Source organism: Streptomyces niveiscabiei (assembly GCF_033794345.1).
Lineage (GTDB): Bacteria > Actinomycetota > Actinomycetes > Streptomycetales > Streptomycetaceae > Streptomyces > Streptomyces niveiscabiei.
This window is the reverse complement of record NZ_JARAYJ010000056.1, coordinates 1-13231: the sequence shown is the minus strand read 5'-3', so window position 1 is coordinate 13231 and position 13231 is coordinate 1. Positions and strand designations below refer to the sequence as shown.

Annotated in this window: 17 protein-coding genes; 8 read left to right on the top strand and 9 right to left on the bottom strand. The window is 69.8% G+C overall.

The features are described 5' to 3' along the window. Positions 1-78: 78 nt before the first annotated feature. Entirely contained in the window at positions 79-576 is a 498-nt protein-coding gene (locus PV682_RS40740) for a MarR family winged helix-turn-helix transcriptional regulator (protein ID WP_319737540.1), read from the top strand. Positions 577-722: 146 nt separating this feature from the next. On the opposite strand, the gene PV682_RS40735 is transcribed toward PV682_RS40740, so the two are convergent. The 3 genes from PV682_RS40735 to PV682_RS40725 all read right to left on the bottom strand — a co-directional run bounded on the left by PV682_RS40735 (position 723) and on the right by PV682_RS40725 (position 2199). Then, on the bottom strand, positions 723-872 hold the full coding sequence (locus PV682_RS40735) for a hypothetical protein (protein WP_319737537.1): 150 nt from the start codon (positions 870-872) through the stop codon (positions 723-725). Positions 873-926: 54 nt separating this feature from the next. Beyond that, positions 927-1349, bottom strand: coding sequence for a DUF2690 domain-containing protein (locus tag PV682_RS40730; RefSeq protein WP_319737535.1), 423 nt, complete (start codon positions 1347-1349; stop codon positions 927-929). Positions 1350-1431: 82 nt separating this feature from the next. Further along, positions 1432-2199: a response regulator transcription factor gene (locus tag PV682_RS40725; RefSeq protein WP_319737533.1), complete on the bottom strand. Its 768-nt coding sequence runs from the start codon at positions 2197-2199 to the stop codon at positions 1432-1434. Positions 2200-2452: 253 nt separating this feature from the next. Here PV682_RS40725 and PV682_RS40720 point away from each other — a divergent pair, with 253 nt between their 5' ends. Together PV682_RS40720 and PV682_RS40715 are read left to right on the top strand one after the other, a co-directional pair. Beyond that, complete coding sequence (locus tag PV682_RS40720) at positions 2453-2908, top strand: GNAT family N-acetyltransferase (RefSeq protein WP_319737531.1); 456 nt, start codon at positions 2453-2455, stop codon at positions 2906-2908. Positions 2909-2958: 50 nt separating this feature from the next. Further along, positions 2959-3627, top strand: coding sequence for a DedA family protein (locus PV682_RS40715; RefSeq protein ID WP_319737530.1), 669 nt, complete (start codon positions 2959-2961; stop codon positions 3625-3627). A 76-nt stretch (positions 3628-3703) separates the two neighbouring features. Here PV682_RS40715 and galK read toward each other — a convergent pair whose 3' ends face one another. The 3 genes from galK to galT are packed head-to-tail and all read right to left on the bottom strand — an operon-like array spanning position 3704 to position 6877. After that, positions 3704-4852 carry a galactokinase gene (gene galK, locus PV682_RS40710; RefSeq protein WP_319737529.1) on the bottom strand — a complete coding sequence of 383 codons (1149 nt, stop codon included), beginning with the start codon at positions 4850-4852 and terminating at the stop codon, positions 3704-3706. A gap of 1 nt (position 4853) precedes the next feature. Continuing rightward, complete coding sequence (galE, locus tag PV682_RS40705) at positions 4854-5819, bottom strand: UDP-glucose 4-epimerase GalE (RefSeq protein WP_319737527.1); 966 nt, start codon at positions 5817-5819, stop codon at positions 4854-4856. Further along, a complete protein-coding gene (gene galT / locus PV682_RS40700) occupies positions 5816-6877 on the bottom strand; it encodes a galactose-1-phosphate uridylyltransferase (protein WP_319737526.1) in 1062 nt (353 codons plus the stop codon). Before galT ends, galE begins: the two co-directional genes overlap by 4 nt. A gap of 104 nt (positions 6878-6981) precedes the next feature. Here galT and PV682_RS40695 point away from each other — a divergent pair, with 104 nt between their 5' ends. From PV682_RS40695 to PV682_RS40685, 3 genes are all read left to right on the top strand, one after another. Beyond that, positions 6982-8661, top strand: coding sequence for a sodium:solute symporter family protein (locus tag PV682_RS40695; RefSeq protein WP_319737525.1), 1680 nt, complete (start codon positions 6982-6984; stop codon positions 8659-8661). A 10-nt stretch (positions 8662-8671) separates the two neighbouring features. Beyond that, positions 8672-8983 (top strand): hypothetical protein, encoded by a 312-nt coding sequence (locus PV682_RS40690; protein WP_319737523.1) that lies wholly within the window; start codon positions 8672-8674, stop codon positions 8981-8983. Positions 8984-9073: 90 nt separating this feature from the next. Continuing rightward, entirely contained in the window at positions 9074-9655 is a 582-nt protein-coding gene (locus PV682_RS40685) for a Uma2 family endonuclease (protein WP_319737521.1), read from the top strand. Positions 9656-9657: 2 nt separating this feature from the next. On the opposite strand, the gene PV682_RS40680 is transcribed toward PV682_RS40685, so the two are convergent. Continuing rightward, positions 9658-10542, bottom strand: coding sequence for an oxidoreductase (locus PV682_RS40680; protein WP_319737520.1), 885 nt, complete (start codon positions 10540-10542; stop codon positions 9658-9660). 130 nt (positions 10543-10672) lie between these two features. Here PV682_RS40680 and PV682_RS40675 point away from each other — a divergent pair, with 130 nt between their 5' ends. Then, a complete protein-coding gene (locus tag PV682_RS40675) occupies positions 10673-11095 on the top strand; it encodes a winged helix-turn-helix transcriptional regulator (protein WP_319737518.1) in 423 nt (140 codons plus the stop codon). A 71-nt stretch (positions 11096-11166) separates the two neighbouring features. On the opposite strand, the gene PV682_RS40670 is transcribed toward PV682_RS40675, so the two are convergent. After that, positions 11167-11391: a DUF397 domain-containing protein gene (locus PV682_RS40670; RefSeq protein ID WP_319737517.1), complete on the bottom strand. Its 225-nt coding sequence runs from the start codon at positions 11389-11391 to the stop codon at positions 11167-11169. Continuing rightward, positions 11388-12254 carry a helix-turn-helix domain-containing protein gene (locus PV682_RS40665; RefSeq protein ID WP_319737515.1) on the bottom strand — a complete coding sequence of 289 codons (867 nt, stop codon included), beginning with the start codon at positions 12252-12254 and terminating at the stop codon, positions 11388-11390. Before PV682_RS40665 ends, PV682_RS40670 begins: the two co-directional genes overlap by 4 nt. A gap of 162 nt (positions 12255-12416) precedes the next feature. Between PV682_RS40665 and PV682_RS40660 the strand changes: the two genes are divergently transcribed. Beyond that, the gene (locus PV682_RS40660) at positions 12417-12947 is read left to right on the top strand and encodes an ATP-binding protein (protein WP_319737514.1); all 531 of its coding nucleotides are present in this window, start codon (positions 12417-12419) and stop codon (positions 12945-12947) included. The last annotated feature ends 284 nt before the right edge of the window (positions 12948-13231 follow it).

Sequence of the window (13231 nt, the reverse complement as noted above, 5' to 3'; positions counted from 1 at the left end):
TGCCCGGCAATATATCTCGACGTCAAGAGACTCGACATCAAGAGACTTCACATCGACACAACCACTACACTGATCGCCATGGAGGACGAGGTCGATCGGCTGGTCGCGGCGTGGCGTCGGGAACGCCCGGACCTCGACGTGGAGCCACTCGAAGTGCTGAGCCGGGTCAGCAGACTGGCCCGCCACCTGGACCGCGCACGCCGGCTGGCGTTCTCCGAGCACCAGCTGGAGCCGTGGGAGTTCGACGTCCTCACGGCGCTGCGCCGGGCGGGCTCCCCCTACCAGCTCTCCCCCGGCCAGCTCCTCACGCAGACCCTGGTCACCTCGGGCACGATGACCAACCGCATCGACCGGCTCACCCAGAAGGGCCTGGTGGAGCGCCTCCCCGACCCGACGGACCGCCGAGGCGTCCTGGTCCGCCTGACCGCCGAGGGCCGTGACCGCGCGGACCAGGCGCTGGCGGGGCTGCTGGCGCAGGAGCGGGCGATCCTGGCGGAGCTGTCGACGGCCCAGCGGGGTGAACTGGCCGCGCTGCTGCGGCAGTTGACGGCCCCCTTCGACAACGTCCCCGGCTGACGGCCGGGCCCGCACACGAGCCCCCGGCCCCGGTGGTACCGGAGCCGGGAACTCACGGCGTCACACCTGGTAGTGCCCGGTGACCCAGTTCAGGGTGTTCTGGCCGAAGTAGCCGTCCGTCGCGAGGCCCGCGCCGTACGCCTCGTTCAGCTCCTGCTGGAGGATCTCGACGCAGGCGTCATGGCTGCCGGGGGCGTAGGAGAGCTCGCCGAGGCGTTCGTGGCGGTGGCCACGGTGCCGAGACCCGCGAGCATGACGACGCCGGCGGCGGCGCCGACGATCTTCTTGAGGTTCATTGCTGTAGTCCTTGCGGTCCTGGGGAAGGGGAGGCCGGCCGGTGAGGCACGGGCTCAGTAGCGGCCGGTCTCCACGTCGTCCGAGTTGAAGCCGCCGGAGGTGGAGGCGGAGCCGCGGGCGAAGGACTCGACGCCCGTGTCGTTCAGCATCGGGGTGTAGCAGGTGTACTGCCCCATGGAGGAGTTCCAGGACAGGCTGTCGCAGCGGTACCAGTCCCAGTTCGAGGTGCGCGTGACGGTGGCGCCGCCGTACGGGCCGGTCGAGCGCACGCGCGCCCACGCCGTACGGCAGGAGGTGCTGTAGCGCAGTTCGATCGTGCCGGCCTGGGTGCCGCCGACGTAGATGGCGTTCGATCTGGCCGTGATCGCGCTGTTCGCGCAGCCGCTGGAGATCGGGTCCTGGCCGTCGTAGGCGGCGTCGGCGCTGCCCGCGAGTCCGACGGTGAGGGCGGTCGCGGCGGCGGATCCGGACGACATGGCCGGATCCGCCTGTGACATGCACCACCCGCCGACGGGCGAACCGCACACCGGGAAAACGGAGTTGAAGGCTCCGGGAACGCTAGGCCAACTGCCCGCCCCGCTCGACGACGTCGCCGGCGAGGTCCACCGGGCCGACGCCCGCCCGCCGGGCCAGTGCCACCGCCGCCAGGGTGGAGTGCACACCCAGCTTGCCCAGGACGTTCTGCATGTGGGTGCGGACCGTGTGCGGTGACAGGAACAGGCGCTCGGCCACCGCCTTCCTGCCCAGCCCCGCCACCATGCAGCGCAGCACCTCCCGCTCCCGGGGCGTCAGCGACTCGACCAGCCGCTCGCTCTCCGTCCGGTGCTTGCGCGCGGCCGTCAGCTCCCGCAGCACACCGGTCAGCAGGGCCGGCGGCAGATGCGTCTCGTCGCGCAGCACCCCCCGGATGACGGTCAGCAGCCGCGACAGGGAGCAGTCCTTGGCGACCCACCCGGACGCCCCCGCCTGCAACGCCAGCGCGGCCCGCCGGGGATCGTCCTTCTCGGCGAGCACGACGACCCGCACGTGCGCCTGGGACGACCGGACGCCGGAGACGAGCGAGATCCCGTCCACGTGCCCGTTCTCGCTGACCTCGTGGACCGGCACCGCGGGCCTCAGCCCGGGGGCGACGGCGCCCAGATCGGCGTCCACGAGAAGCACGTCGAAGCGACGCCCCTCCGCGGCGGCCCGCTCCAGACTCCGCAGCGCCGCGGGGCCGCTCCCGGCGGCGGACACCTCGACGTCCGGCTCGGCGGCCAGCGCCGCCGCCAGCGACTCCGCGAAGATCCGGTGATCGTCGACGACCAGAACTCGGATACGAACCACGAAACCCCCTTCCCCGATGCTCCTCGACGGAGCAGGGGATACCCCAGAAAAGGCCGGAGAACGACGGCTGCGGGTACGACGCCCGTGGCGCGGGTGCCGCACGGCCGCCGCCGTGCGGCACCCGCGCCGCGAGCGCCGTACCCGACTGTCTCGCCCCCTGAACGGCACCGGCCCCCCGCCGGTGCTGTTCACAGAGTAGGGCCGGGAGCACGGAGCGGAAGCGGTTTCGCAGAACTGGTCGGCCGAGGCGTTTATGGTGTGCCGCATGTTCGGCTTTGAGACAGAAGTGGACAACACCCGACGCGCGCTGCTCCGTACGAGGCTCCGGGCGACGAACCTCTCCGCGTCACCCGGGCTGCGCGCCCTCCAGCTCACCCCGGACGCCACCGAGTCCCCGCTGCACATCTGGGCCACCACCCCCGACAACCCCCTCTGCGGCGGCCTGGTCGGCCACACCTGGGCCTCCTGGCTCCACGTGACGTTCCTCTGGGTGGACCCCGACCTCCGCGGCACCGGCCTCGGCACCGACCTCCTCGCGCGGGCGGAACGCATCGCCCGCGACGACCGCGCCTGTACGGCCGTACGCCTGGAGACGTGGGACTTCCAGGCGCCGGGCTTCTACCGGAAACAGGGGTACGAGGAGGTCTGCGCGATCCCCGACTACCCGCCGGGGGTCACGGAGTTCACGTTCACGAAGCGCCTGGCCTGACCCCCGGCCCGGCCGCCGGACCACCCTGCACTTTGCATTACCTTTACCCTATGACCTCCGCGCACCTCGCCACCCAGCCCGCAGCACCCTCGGACGGGATCACCGGGTGGGTCACCGGCCTCATCGAGACGATCGGGGGTCCCGGTGCGGGGTTGGCGATCGCCCTGGAGAACCTCTTCCCGCCGATCCCCAGCGAGGTGATCCTCCCGCTCACGGGGTTCGCCGCGGGGCAGGGGGTGCTGAGCCTGCCGTCCGCGCTGTTCTGGACGACCCTCGGGGCGACGGTCGGGGCGGTCGTCCTCTACTGGATCGGCATGCTGGTCGGGCGCGACCGCGTCCACGCGATCTGGGCGAAGCTGCCCCTGGTCAAGCCGGCCGACCTGATCCGCACGGAGGAGTGGTTCGCGCGCCACGGCACCAAGGCGATCTTCCTCGGCCGCATGCTCCCCGTCTTCCGCAGCCTCATCTCCGTCCCGGCCGGCGTGGAACGCATGCGCCTGCCCACGTTCGTCGCGCTCACGGCCCTCGGCAGCCTGATGTGGAACTCGGTTCTGATCATGGCGGGTTACTGGCTGGGCGACCAGTGGGAGGTGGTGGAGGCGTATGTGGGGGTCCTGTCGAAGGTGGTCCTCGGACTGGCGGTGGCGGGGGTGGCACTGTTCGTGACGGTACGGGTCCGCAGCCGGGGTCCCAAGGCCCGGCATCGCCGTACGACGTGACCTCGCGGCGCCACTCCGCGCCCCTGACAACGCAAAGCGGCCCCGCGTGAACGCACAGGGCCGCTCTCCGTACCGCTCAGACCAGGCGCCGTGCCCCCGGTGCCGGGATGGCCTCGAAGACGCGGGGGGCCGTGAAGCCGGCTGCCGTGAACGCCTCATCGATGGCCTTCGTGATGCCGGGGACGTCGGACTCCTCGGCCAGGACGATCGCCGAGCCGCCGAAGCCGCCGCCGGTCATGCGGGAGCCGAGGGCGCCGGCCGCCAGGGAGGAGTCGACGACGAGGTCCAACTCCGGGCAGGAGATCCGGAAGTCGTCCCGCAGCGAAGCGTGCCCCTCCACGAGAACCGGCCCGATCTCCCGCGCGTCCGCGCCGGACGTCATGAGCGCGACCACCCGCTCCACCCGCTCGTCCTCGGTCACGACGTGCTTGACCAGGCGGCGGATCTCCTCGTCGTCGATGCGCGCGAGCGCCGAGTCCAGCTCCGCGTAGGGGACGTCGCGCAGGGCGGTGACGCCCAGGAGCGCGGCACCCTCCTCGCAGCCCGCCCGGCGCTTGCCGTACTCGCCCTCGCTGTGGGCGTGCTTGACCTGCGTGTCGACGACCAGCAGGCGCAGGCCCTCGGACGCGAGGTCGAAGGGGATCTGCTTCTGGGAGAGGTCGCGGGTGTCGAGGAAGAGGGCGTGGCCCTCCTCGCAGCAGGCGGACGCGGTCTGGTCCATGATGCCGGTGGGGGCGCCGACGTAGACGTTCTCGGCGCGCTGGCACAGGCGGGCCAACTGCCAGCGCTGGAGGCCGAGTTCGTAGAGGTCGTTCAGGGCGACGGCCACGACGACCTCGAGGGCCGCCGAGGAGGAGAGGCCCGCGCCCGAGGGGACCGTGGACGTCAGGTGGATGTCCGCGCCCCGGACCGCGTGGCCCGCTTCGCGCAGCGCCCAGACCACACCCGCCGGGTACGCGGTCCAGCCGGTGTCGGTGCCGGGCTCCAGCGTCGAGAGCTCGACGACACCGCCGTCCACGTCGGCGGAGTGCAGGCGCAGGACGTCGTCCTCGCGCCGCGACACCGCCGCGATCACCGTGTGCGGCAGAGCGAACGGCATCACGAAGCCGTCGTTGTAGTCCGTGTGCTCGCCGATGAGGTTGACGCGGCCGGGCGCCGCCCAGACGCCTTCCGGGGCGGCACCGTACAACTCCTCGAAGCCGTCCCGGACTTGCTGTGCGGACAACTCAGCTCTCCTTCGAAATCTGCTGTGCGAATTCCCACGCGTCGGCGACGATACCGGCGAGGTCGGCGCGGGACGGCTGCCAGCCCAGCTTCTCGCGGGCGGTGGCGGCGGAGGCGACGAGGACGGCGGGGTCGCCGCCGCGCCGGGGGGCCACGATCTCGGGGACCGGGTGGCCGGTGACCTTGCGGACGGTGTCGATGACCTGGCGTACGGAGAAGCCCTCGCCGTTGCCGAGGTTGCAGATCAGGTGCTCGCCCGCCTCGGCCGCCTTCAGCGCGAGGAGGTGCGCCTCGGCCAGGTCCGCGACGTGGATGTAGTCGCGGACGCAGGTGCCGTCCGGCGTCGGGTAGTCGTCGCCGTACACCGAGATCGCCTCGCGGCGGCCCTGGGCGACCTGGAGGACCAGGGGGATGAGGTGCGACTCGGGGTCGTGCCGCTCGCCCTGTGCGCCGTACGCGCCCGCGACGTTGAAGTAGCGCAGGGAGACCGCGCCGAGGCCGTGCGCGTGGGCCTCGCTGGTGATCATGTAGTCGACGGCGAGCTTGGTGGCGCCGTAGGGGTTGGTCGGCTTGGTGACGGCGGTCTCGGGGATCGGGACCACGTCGGGCTCGCCGTACGTGGCGGCCGTCGACGAGAAGACGAGCTTGCGTACGCCCGCCTCGCGCATCGCGCCGAGCAGCGCCATCGTGCCGCCGACGTTGTTCTCCCAGTACTTCTCGGGGCGTACGACCGACTCCCCTACCTGGGAGCTGGCGGCGAAGTGGAGGACCGCCTCGTACGAGGCGTCGAGCCACTTGCCGGCGTCGCGGATGTCGCCCTCGACGAACGTCGCGCCCGCCGGGACGCCCTCGCGGAACCCGGTGGAGAGGTTGTCGAGGACCGTCACCTCGTGGCCGGCCTCAAGAAGGTGCTGGGCGACCACGCCGCCGACGTAACCCGCACCGCCCGTGACCAGGTACTTGCTCATGAACTCGCTACCTCTCGGAGTCGCTCGGCCGCGCGCTCCGGGGCGATGTCGTTGATGAACGCGCCCATGCCCGACTCGGAGCCCGCGAGGAACTTCAGCTTGCCGGACGTACGGCGGATCGTGAAAAGCTCCAGGTGCAGCGCGAAGTCGTCGCGGCTGACCCCGTCGAACTCCTCCAGCTGGCCGAACGGCGCCTGGTGCCAGGCGGCGATGTACGGCGTCACCGGCTGATCCTCGCCGAAGATCCGGTCGAAGCGCCTCAACAGTTCCAGATAGACCTTGGGGAACTCTGTGCGCGCGCCCTCGTCGAGTCCGAGCAGGTCCGGGACCCTACGACGGGGGTAGAGGTGTACCTCGTACGGCCAGTGCGCGGCGTACGGCACGAACGCGACCCAGTGTTCACCCTCCAGGACTACGCGCTCGTCCGCGAGTTCACGCTCCAGCACGGCGTCGAAGAGGTTCTCGCCGCCGGTCGCGTCCTTGTGCGCGGCGACCTGGCGCAGCATGAGGGTGGTGCGGGGCGTGGTGAAGGGGTAGGCGTAGATCTGCCCGTGGGGGTGGCCGAGGGTCACCCCGATCTCCTCGCCCCGGTTCTCGAAGGCGAAGACCTGCTGGACGGAAGGAAGATGCGACAGCTCCGACGTCCGGTCGGTCCACGCCTCCAGGACCAGGCGCGCCTGCTCCTCGGTGAGGTCGGCGAACGACGAGTCGTGGTCGGACGTGAAGCAGACGACCTCGCAGCGGCCCGAGTCGCCGGCCAGCGAGGGGAAGCGGTTCTCGAACACGACGACGTCGTACGACGAGTCCGGGATCTCGCTCAGGTTGTCGCCGTGAGTCGGGCACAGCGGGCACTGGTCGACCGGCGGGTGGTACGTCCGCCCCTGCCGGTGCGAGGCGATGGCGACCTCGTCACCGAGCAGGGGGTCCCTGCGTACCTCCGAAGTGGTGACGGTGCGGTCGAGTGGACGGCGGTCCACCGCGTCGCGCACCGAGTCGTCCCGCAGGTCGTAGTAGATCAGCTCACGACCGTCGGCCAGCCGGGTCGAGGTCTTCTTCACCTTCGACTCCCCATCCGTGCACCAGCACAGCTAGAAGCATCCAAACAGAACCGAACACATCAAACCACAAACACACACATCCGGTCACCCTTGGAAGGGCCCCTGTGTATCCCCCCACGTCTCTGGCAGCCGAGCTGCGGCTCCCCGTCAACGCGCTCGACTACACGATCCTCGGTATCTACTTCGTCGTCGTCCTCGGCATCGGATTCGCGGCCCGGCGCTCCGTGAAGACCAGTCTCGACTTCTTCCTCTCCGGGCGCTCGCTGCCCGCCTGGATCACCGGGCTCGCGTTCATCTCCGCGAACCTCGCCGCGACCGAGATCCTCGGCATGGCGGCCAACAGCGCGCAGTACGGGGCGTACACCGTCCACTGGTACTGGATCGGCGCCATCCCCGCGATGGTGTTCCTCGGCCTGGTCATGATGCCCTTCTACTACTCCTCCAAGGTCCGCTCCGTCCCCGAGATGCTGCTCCTGCGCTTCGACAAGTGGGCGCACCTGCTCAGCTCGGCGCTGTTCGCGTTCGCCGCGATCCTCATCGCCGGGGTCAACCTGTACGCCCTCGCCATCGTCGTCGAGGCGCTCCTCGGGTGGCCCGAGTGGGTCGCCATCCTCGTCGCCGGGTTCTTCGTGCTCGCGTACATCACGCTGGGCGGGCTGTCCTCGGCCATCTACAACGAGGTCCTCCAGTTCTTCGTGATCCTCGCCGCGCTGATCCCGCTGTCCGTGCTGGGCCTGAAGAAGGTCGGCGGCTGGGACGGGCTCACCGACTCCCTGAAGGCCACCCACGGGGACGACTTCGTCACCGCCTGGGGCGGCACCGGCATCGGCTCCGACAACCCCCTCGGCGCGAACTGGCTCACCATCGTCCTCGGGCTCGGGTTCGTGCTGTCCTTCGGGTACTGGACGACGAACTTCGCCGAGGTGCAGCGCGCTCTCTCCGCCAAGAACCTCTCCGCCGCCCAGCGGACGCCGCTCATCGCCGCGTTCCCGAAGATCTTCATCGTCTTCCTGGTGATGATCCCGGGGCTGGTCGCGGCGGTCCTGGTCCCCAAGATCGGTACGTCCGGCTCCGACCTCCAGTACAACGACGCGATCCCCTACCTGATGGAACAGCTCCTGCCCAACGGGGTCCTCGGGATCGCCGTCACCGGTCTCCTCGCCGCCTTCATGGCGGGCATGGCGGCGAACGTGTCGTCCTTCAACACGGTCTTCACCACCGACATCTGGCAGAAGTACGTCGTCAAGGACCGCGAGGACTCCTACTACGTCCGGTTCGGGCGGCTCATCACCGCCATCGGCGTCGCGGCGTCCGTCGGGACCGCGTTCCTCGCGTCCTCCTTCTCCAACATCATGAGTTACCTCCAGACCCTGTTCTCCTTCTTCAACGTGCCGATGTTCGTCGTCTTCATCATCGGGATGTTCTGGAAGCGGGCCTCGGCGAAGTCCGGGTTCTGGGGGCTGCTGGCAGGCACGACGGCCGCGATGATCAACTACTTCGTCCTCTACAAGCAGGACGTCATCGGCATCCCGTCCGACCAGGGCGCGAACTTCGTCTCCGCGATCGCCGGGTTCGTGGCGGGCGCGGTCGTCATGGTGGCCGTGTCCCTCTTCACGGCGCCCAAGCCGGAGGCGGAACTCCAGGGCCTCGTCTACGGCACACGCTCCCCCGGCATGTCCGAGGCGCCCGCCGCCGGCGACAACGCGTGGTACCGCCGCCCGGCGCTGCTCGGCTGGAGCGCCGTCATCATCGCCGCCGCCTGCTACATCCCGTTCTCCTTCTGAGAGGCTCGCCATGTCCGACCACTACTCGGAAAAAGACGTCCATCGCGAGGTGACGGAACTGGAGGGGAAGTCCACGACCGCCGCGCGCATCTTCGATCTACGGCGGATCATCGGGGGCCTCTTCGTCCTCTACGGCGTGATCATCACCATCACCGGCCTCACCGACGGCGACGCCGAGATCGACAAGGCCCAGGGCATCAACATCAACCTCTGGACGGGGCTCGGGATGCTGGCGCTGGGGGTGTTCTTCCTGGCGTGGCTGTGGCTGCGGCCCACACCGGCGCCTACGCCGCCGCTGCCGGAGGAGGAGGGCAAGGAGTGAGGTGACGCGGGGGTGCCCGGCCCTTGGGGGGTGGGCACCCTTCTTCTCGTACGGGTCGGTGTCTGTCTCACACTGGGCGTGGGAGGACCCGTGACTCAGCAGACCCTGTACCGACGGTTGCGCGCGCTGCGTGACGGCTTCACGCCACCGCCCGGCCTCACATGGCCCGAGATCAGCGACGGCAAGCTCGTCATGATGCTGCGTCCGGGGCCGCGCCATCAGCTGACCGCGATGCTGGTGCGGAGACAGTTGGACGCGCAACTCCCCGAGGGGCTGGGGGTGTTCGAGGCGACGGACACGGACGCCGAGGCTCTGGGCGTCCTGCGTGTCCCGGATCTCCACGTGTGCCGTGAGGCGGCGATGGATTCGGACGGGCCCCTCGATCCCCGCGAGATCCTCCTCGCGGTCGAGATCGTCTCCCCGTCCAACCCGGAGAACGACTACCGGGACAAGGCCCGCGACTACCCCGCGATGGGCATCCCCCGCTACCTGATCCTCGACCCCCGCGACGGCACCTGGACCTACCAGTGGGGAATAGTCCCGGGCGAGGAGCGTCCGGCGTACGGCAACCGGCTGCGTCTGTCGTACGGCGAACCGGTCGGTGTGGTCACGGAGTTCGGGGTCTGGGAGGTCGGGACCGGGGGCCTTCCCCGTTACGGCGGGTCGGAATAGCGTCAGGCGTGGTGCTCGTGGGCGATGGTGTCCAGTTCGGTCATGTCCTCGTCGGAGAGGGGGAGGCCGGCGCCCCTGATGTTCTCGTGCAGGTGGGTGATGGATGACGTGCCGGGGATGAGGAGGATGTTCGGTGAGCGGTGCAGCAGCCAGGCCAGGGCGACCGACATGGGGGTCGTCGCCAGCCGGGTCGCGACGCGCGTGAGCGCCTCGGACTGGAGCGGCGTGAAACCGCCGAGGGGGAAGAAGGGTACGTAGGCGATACCGGCGGCGGCGAGGTCGTCCACGAGGGCGTCGTCGTGGCGGTGGGCGAGGTTGTACATGTTCTGCACGCACACGAGCGGAGCGATACCGCGCGCCTCGGCGACCTGCTCCGCCGTGACGTTGCTGACACCGAGGTGGCGGATCAGCCCCTCCCGCTGAAGCCCGGCGAGCGTCTCGAACGCCTCGGCGATCGAACCGGGCCGGGTGCCCTGCGCGTCGCCCATGCGCATGTTGACCAGGTCGAGGGCCTCGACGCCGAGGGATTCGAGGTTCTCGTGGACCTGCCCGCGCAGGTCCTCCGGACGGCGGGCCGTGGGCCAGCCGCCCTGTGCGTCCCGGGTCGCCCCCACCTTCGTGGCGACGAACGGCCGCTCCGGACAGGTCCGCAGCGCCTCGCGGATCAGCTCGTTCGTGCTGCGCGGACCGTATGCGGCGCTGGTGTCGATGTGGGTGACCCCGAGGCCGACCGCCTCACGCAGGACGGCCAGCGCGCCGTCGCGGTCGGCGGGCGGTCCCATGACCCACGGTCCGGCGAGCTGCATGGCGCCGTACCCGAACCGGGACACGGTCGCGTCACCCAACGTCCAGGTTCCGCCGGGAAGGGATGGGGAGGGCGTGTTCATCGTCGTGCCTTTCACTTCATGCCGGGGGTGGTGTCTCCGTCCCCCGTGCACCAGGGTTGGCGAGGAACTTCCGGCCGGGAAGTGGGCACTTCGAAGTGCCCAACGATCCAGAAGGTGAGAAGCGAGACCAGTGACGACGACGCGGGCCGACGAGAAAGCGCGGGCGAAAGCGGAGTACAACGCGTTCCTGGAGCTGTGCCCCAGCCGTCAGCTCCTCGACCGGATCTCCGACAAGTGGGTCGTCCTGATCCTGTGCGCGCTGGCCGGCGAGACCGGCACCCCGCCCGCCCCCAAGCCCCTGCGCCACTCCGAACTCGCCCGCCTCCTGGCCGGCGCCAGCCAGAAGATGCTGACCCAGACCCTCCGCTCCCTCGAACGCGACGGCCTCCTCACCCGCACGATCACCCCCACGGTCCCGGTCACCGTCACCTACGACCTGACCGACCTCGGCCTCTCCCTCCACCACCTGACCCGTGGCCTCCGAGAGTGGGCCCAGACCGAGATGGACCACGTCCTGGCCAACCGCGAGTCGTACGACGCGGGGTCTTCCTAGCGGCCCACACGGCAGAGCCTTGCCGCCCCGGCAGGGACGCGGGCGGCAAGGCTCGACTGTGCAGGAGCGGCCTACGGCAGGAGGAGGTTGCGCTGGCCCTGGGCGATTCCGCCGGTGAAGGCGCGGTAGTCGTCGGCGGAGATGATGAGGACCTTGGCGTCGGGGTCGCCGACGTCTTTGGAGTCGCGGAGGGCGACCACGCCGTCGATGAAGGCGACCTCAAGGCAGTTGGCCCCGCCGTTGCTGAGGTCGCTCTTGACCCAGACAGCGTCGGTGAGGTCGATCTTCTTGTTCATGTGTAACGGTCCTTGATCAGGTCGTGGATATGACGCTTCGAGGCGCCCACGTCGAGAGCTTCGGAGCGGAGGTGGTTGAACGCCATCTCGTAACGTCCAATGTCACTATCTTCCTCCAGGTACTGCGCAGTTGTCATCGACTCAACTACGACCACAGGTGCCCCGACGGGGAAATGCAGCAGGTGGAACTGTCCATCGACCCCAGCATGCGCGCCTTGCGTGAAGGGGAGTATCTGGAGCGTCACATGCTTGTGCTCCTCGGTCACGGCGAGCAGATGCTCAAGCTGGGCCTTCATCACATGCTTCTCCCCGACCTCCCGTAGCAGCGCGGACTCGTCGAGCACGCACCACAAGTGGAGCGGTTCCTCCCGGAACAGTGCTTGCTGCCTGACCATGCGCAGTTCGACGAAGTTGTCGATCTCACGGGTGGTCTGCCACTGGCGGCTGCGCTCCACGACCACCCTGGCGTAATCGGGGGTCTGGAGCAGGCCGGGGATCATCCAGGCGAACGTCTCGCATTTGGAGGCGAGTTCCTCCAGGTGGAGATACTCGGCGAAGGGGTCGCGGACGGTGTGACGGTACTGGTCGAACCAGTTGACCCGCTTGTTCGAGTTCGCCAGCGATGCCAGCTTGCGGATCTTCTCGACCCGGTCCTTCTTCGTGAGGCCGTACACCTCGAAGAACCCCGCCAGCGCGATACCCGGCACCCGCTGCTTGCCGTTCTCGATCTTGCTCAGTGCCGATGCCCCGGAGAGGCACAGGCGCTCGGCGGCCTCCGTCAGGCTCATCCCCGTCGCCTTGCGCAGGGCGCGGAGTTCGAGTCCCAAACGCCGTCGGTGCAGGTTGGGTTGGGCGTCGGTCATATTTCCCACCTCCTGGCGCGGAGAGTATCGCCGGACGGCGCTCGGTGGACCACTTTTCGCAGAAGGCACTCTTTAGAGTGATGGGTCTTGCGAGACATTTTTCTTTCCGGAACATTACTAGCCAGGCGACCGCCAACTTCCAACCCCGCCCCAGGAGTTGATGTGCTGATCAGCCACGGCGACGACGACCGCCCCGCCCTAGTCCTCACCGACACCCCCGACGGCCCCGCCTCCCGCATGGCCGCCCGCCTCGGCCTCACCCCCGTCGCCCCCGTCCGCCTCCCCCCGTCCACGACCCTCACCCTCCCCGGCACCGACCTCACCTCCGCACGCAAGGCCCGCCACCACATCCGCACGACGGCCGAAACCCACCACCTCCCCCCACCCCACGCCTACGACCTGGAGATCGTCACCGGCGAACTCGTCGCCAACGCCCTGGAGCACACCAAGAGCACGACAATCACCCTGACCTGCACCTTCACCCCCACCACAGCCGTCCTGACGGTCACGGACGAAGGCACAGCCCACCCCTTCCTGCCCCACCCCGCCCTCACCCCGGACGAGGAACACGGCCGGGGCCTCCTGATCACGGACGCAATCGCAACCAGGTGGGGCACATGCAGGACCCGCCGGGGCCTGATGGTGTGGGCGGAGGTGGAACTACAAGCCGAGCACCCGAAGTCGACACCGTGACCCCCAGCGGCGGAAGAGCCGCGTACGGCGGGGAGCGGGGGCCGGGGGTGCGGCGCAGCCCGTCGCTTACGGCGATCGCAACGCACGGCTCGGTCTACCCCACCGACCAACACACTCCGCGACGGGCTCGCCGCGCCCCCCCCCCCCCCCCCCCCCCCCCCCCCCCCCCCGGCCCCCCCCCCCCCCCCCCCCCCCCCCCCCCCCCCCCCCCCCCCCCCCCCCCCCCCCCCCCCCCCCCCCCCCCCCCCCCCTCGCCGTAGGTCGCGAGCTTCTTCTCGCCCACC

Coding starts and splice junctions, on each gene's coding strand:
- PV682_RS40720 (WP_319737531.1), top strand. CDS start 2,453: ATGGTGTGCCGCATGTTCGGCTTTGAGACAGAAGTGGACAACACCCGA.
- PV682_RS40715 (WP_319737530.1), top strand. CDS start 2,959: ATGACCTCCGCGCACCTCGCCACCCAGCCCGCAGCACCCTCGGACGGG.
- PV682_RS40690 (WP_319737523.1), top strand. CDS start 8,672: ATGTCCGACCACTACTCGGAAAAAGACGTCCATCGCGAGGTGACGGAA.
- PV682_RS40730 (WP_319737535.1), bottom strand. CDS start 1,349: ATGTCGTCCGGATCCGCCGCCGCGACCGCCCTCACCGTCGGACTCGCG.
- PV682_RS40665 (WP_319737515.1), bottom strand. CDS start 12,254: ATGACCGACGCCCAACCCAACCTGCACCGACGGCGTTTGGGACTCGAA.
- galE (WP_319737527.1), bottom strand. CDS start 5,819: ATGAGCAAGTACCTGGTCACGGGCGGTGCGGGTTACGTCGGCGGCGTG.
- PV682_RS40735 (WP_319737537.1), bottom strand. CDS start 872: ATGAACCTCAAGAAGATCGTCGGCGCCGCCGCCGGCGTCGTCATGCTC.
- PV682_RS40740 (WP_319737540.1), top strand. CDS start 79: ATGGAGGACGAGGTCGATCGGCTGGTCGCGGCGTGGCGTCGGGAACGC.
- PV682_RS40680 (WP_319737520.1), bottom strand. CDS start 10,542: ATGAACACGCCCTCCCCATCCCTTCCCGGCGGAACCTGGACGTTGGGT.
- PV682_RS40670 (WP_319737517.1), bottom strand. CDS start 11,391: ATGAACAAGAAGATCGACCTCACCGACGCTGTCTGGGTCAAGAGCGAC.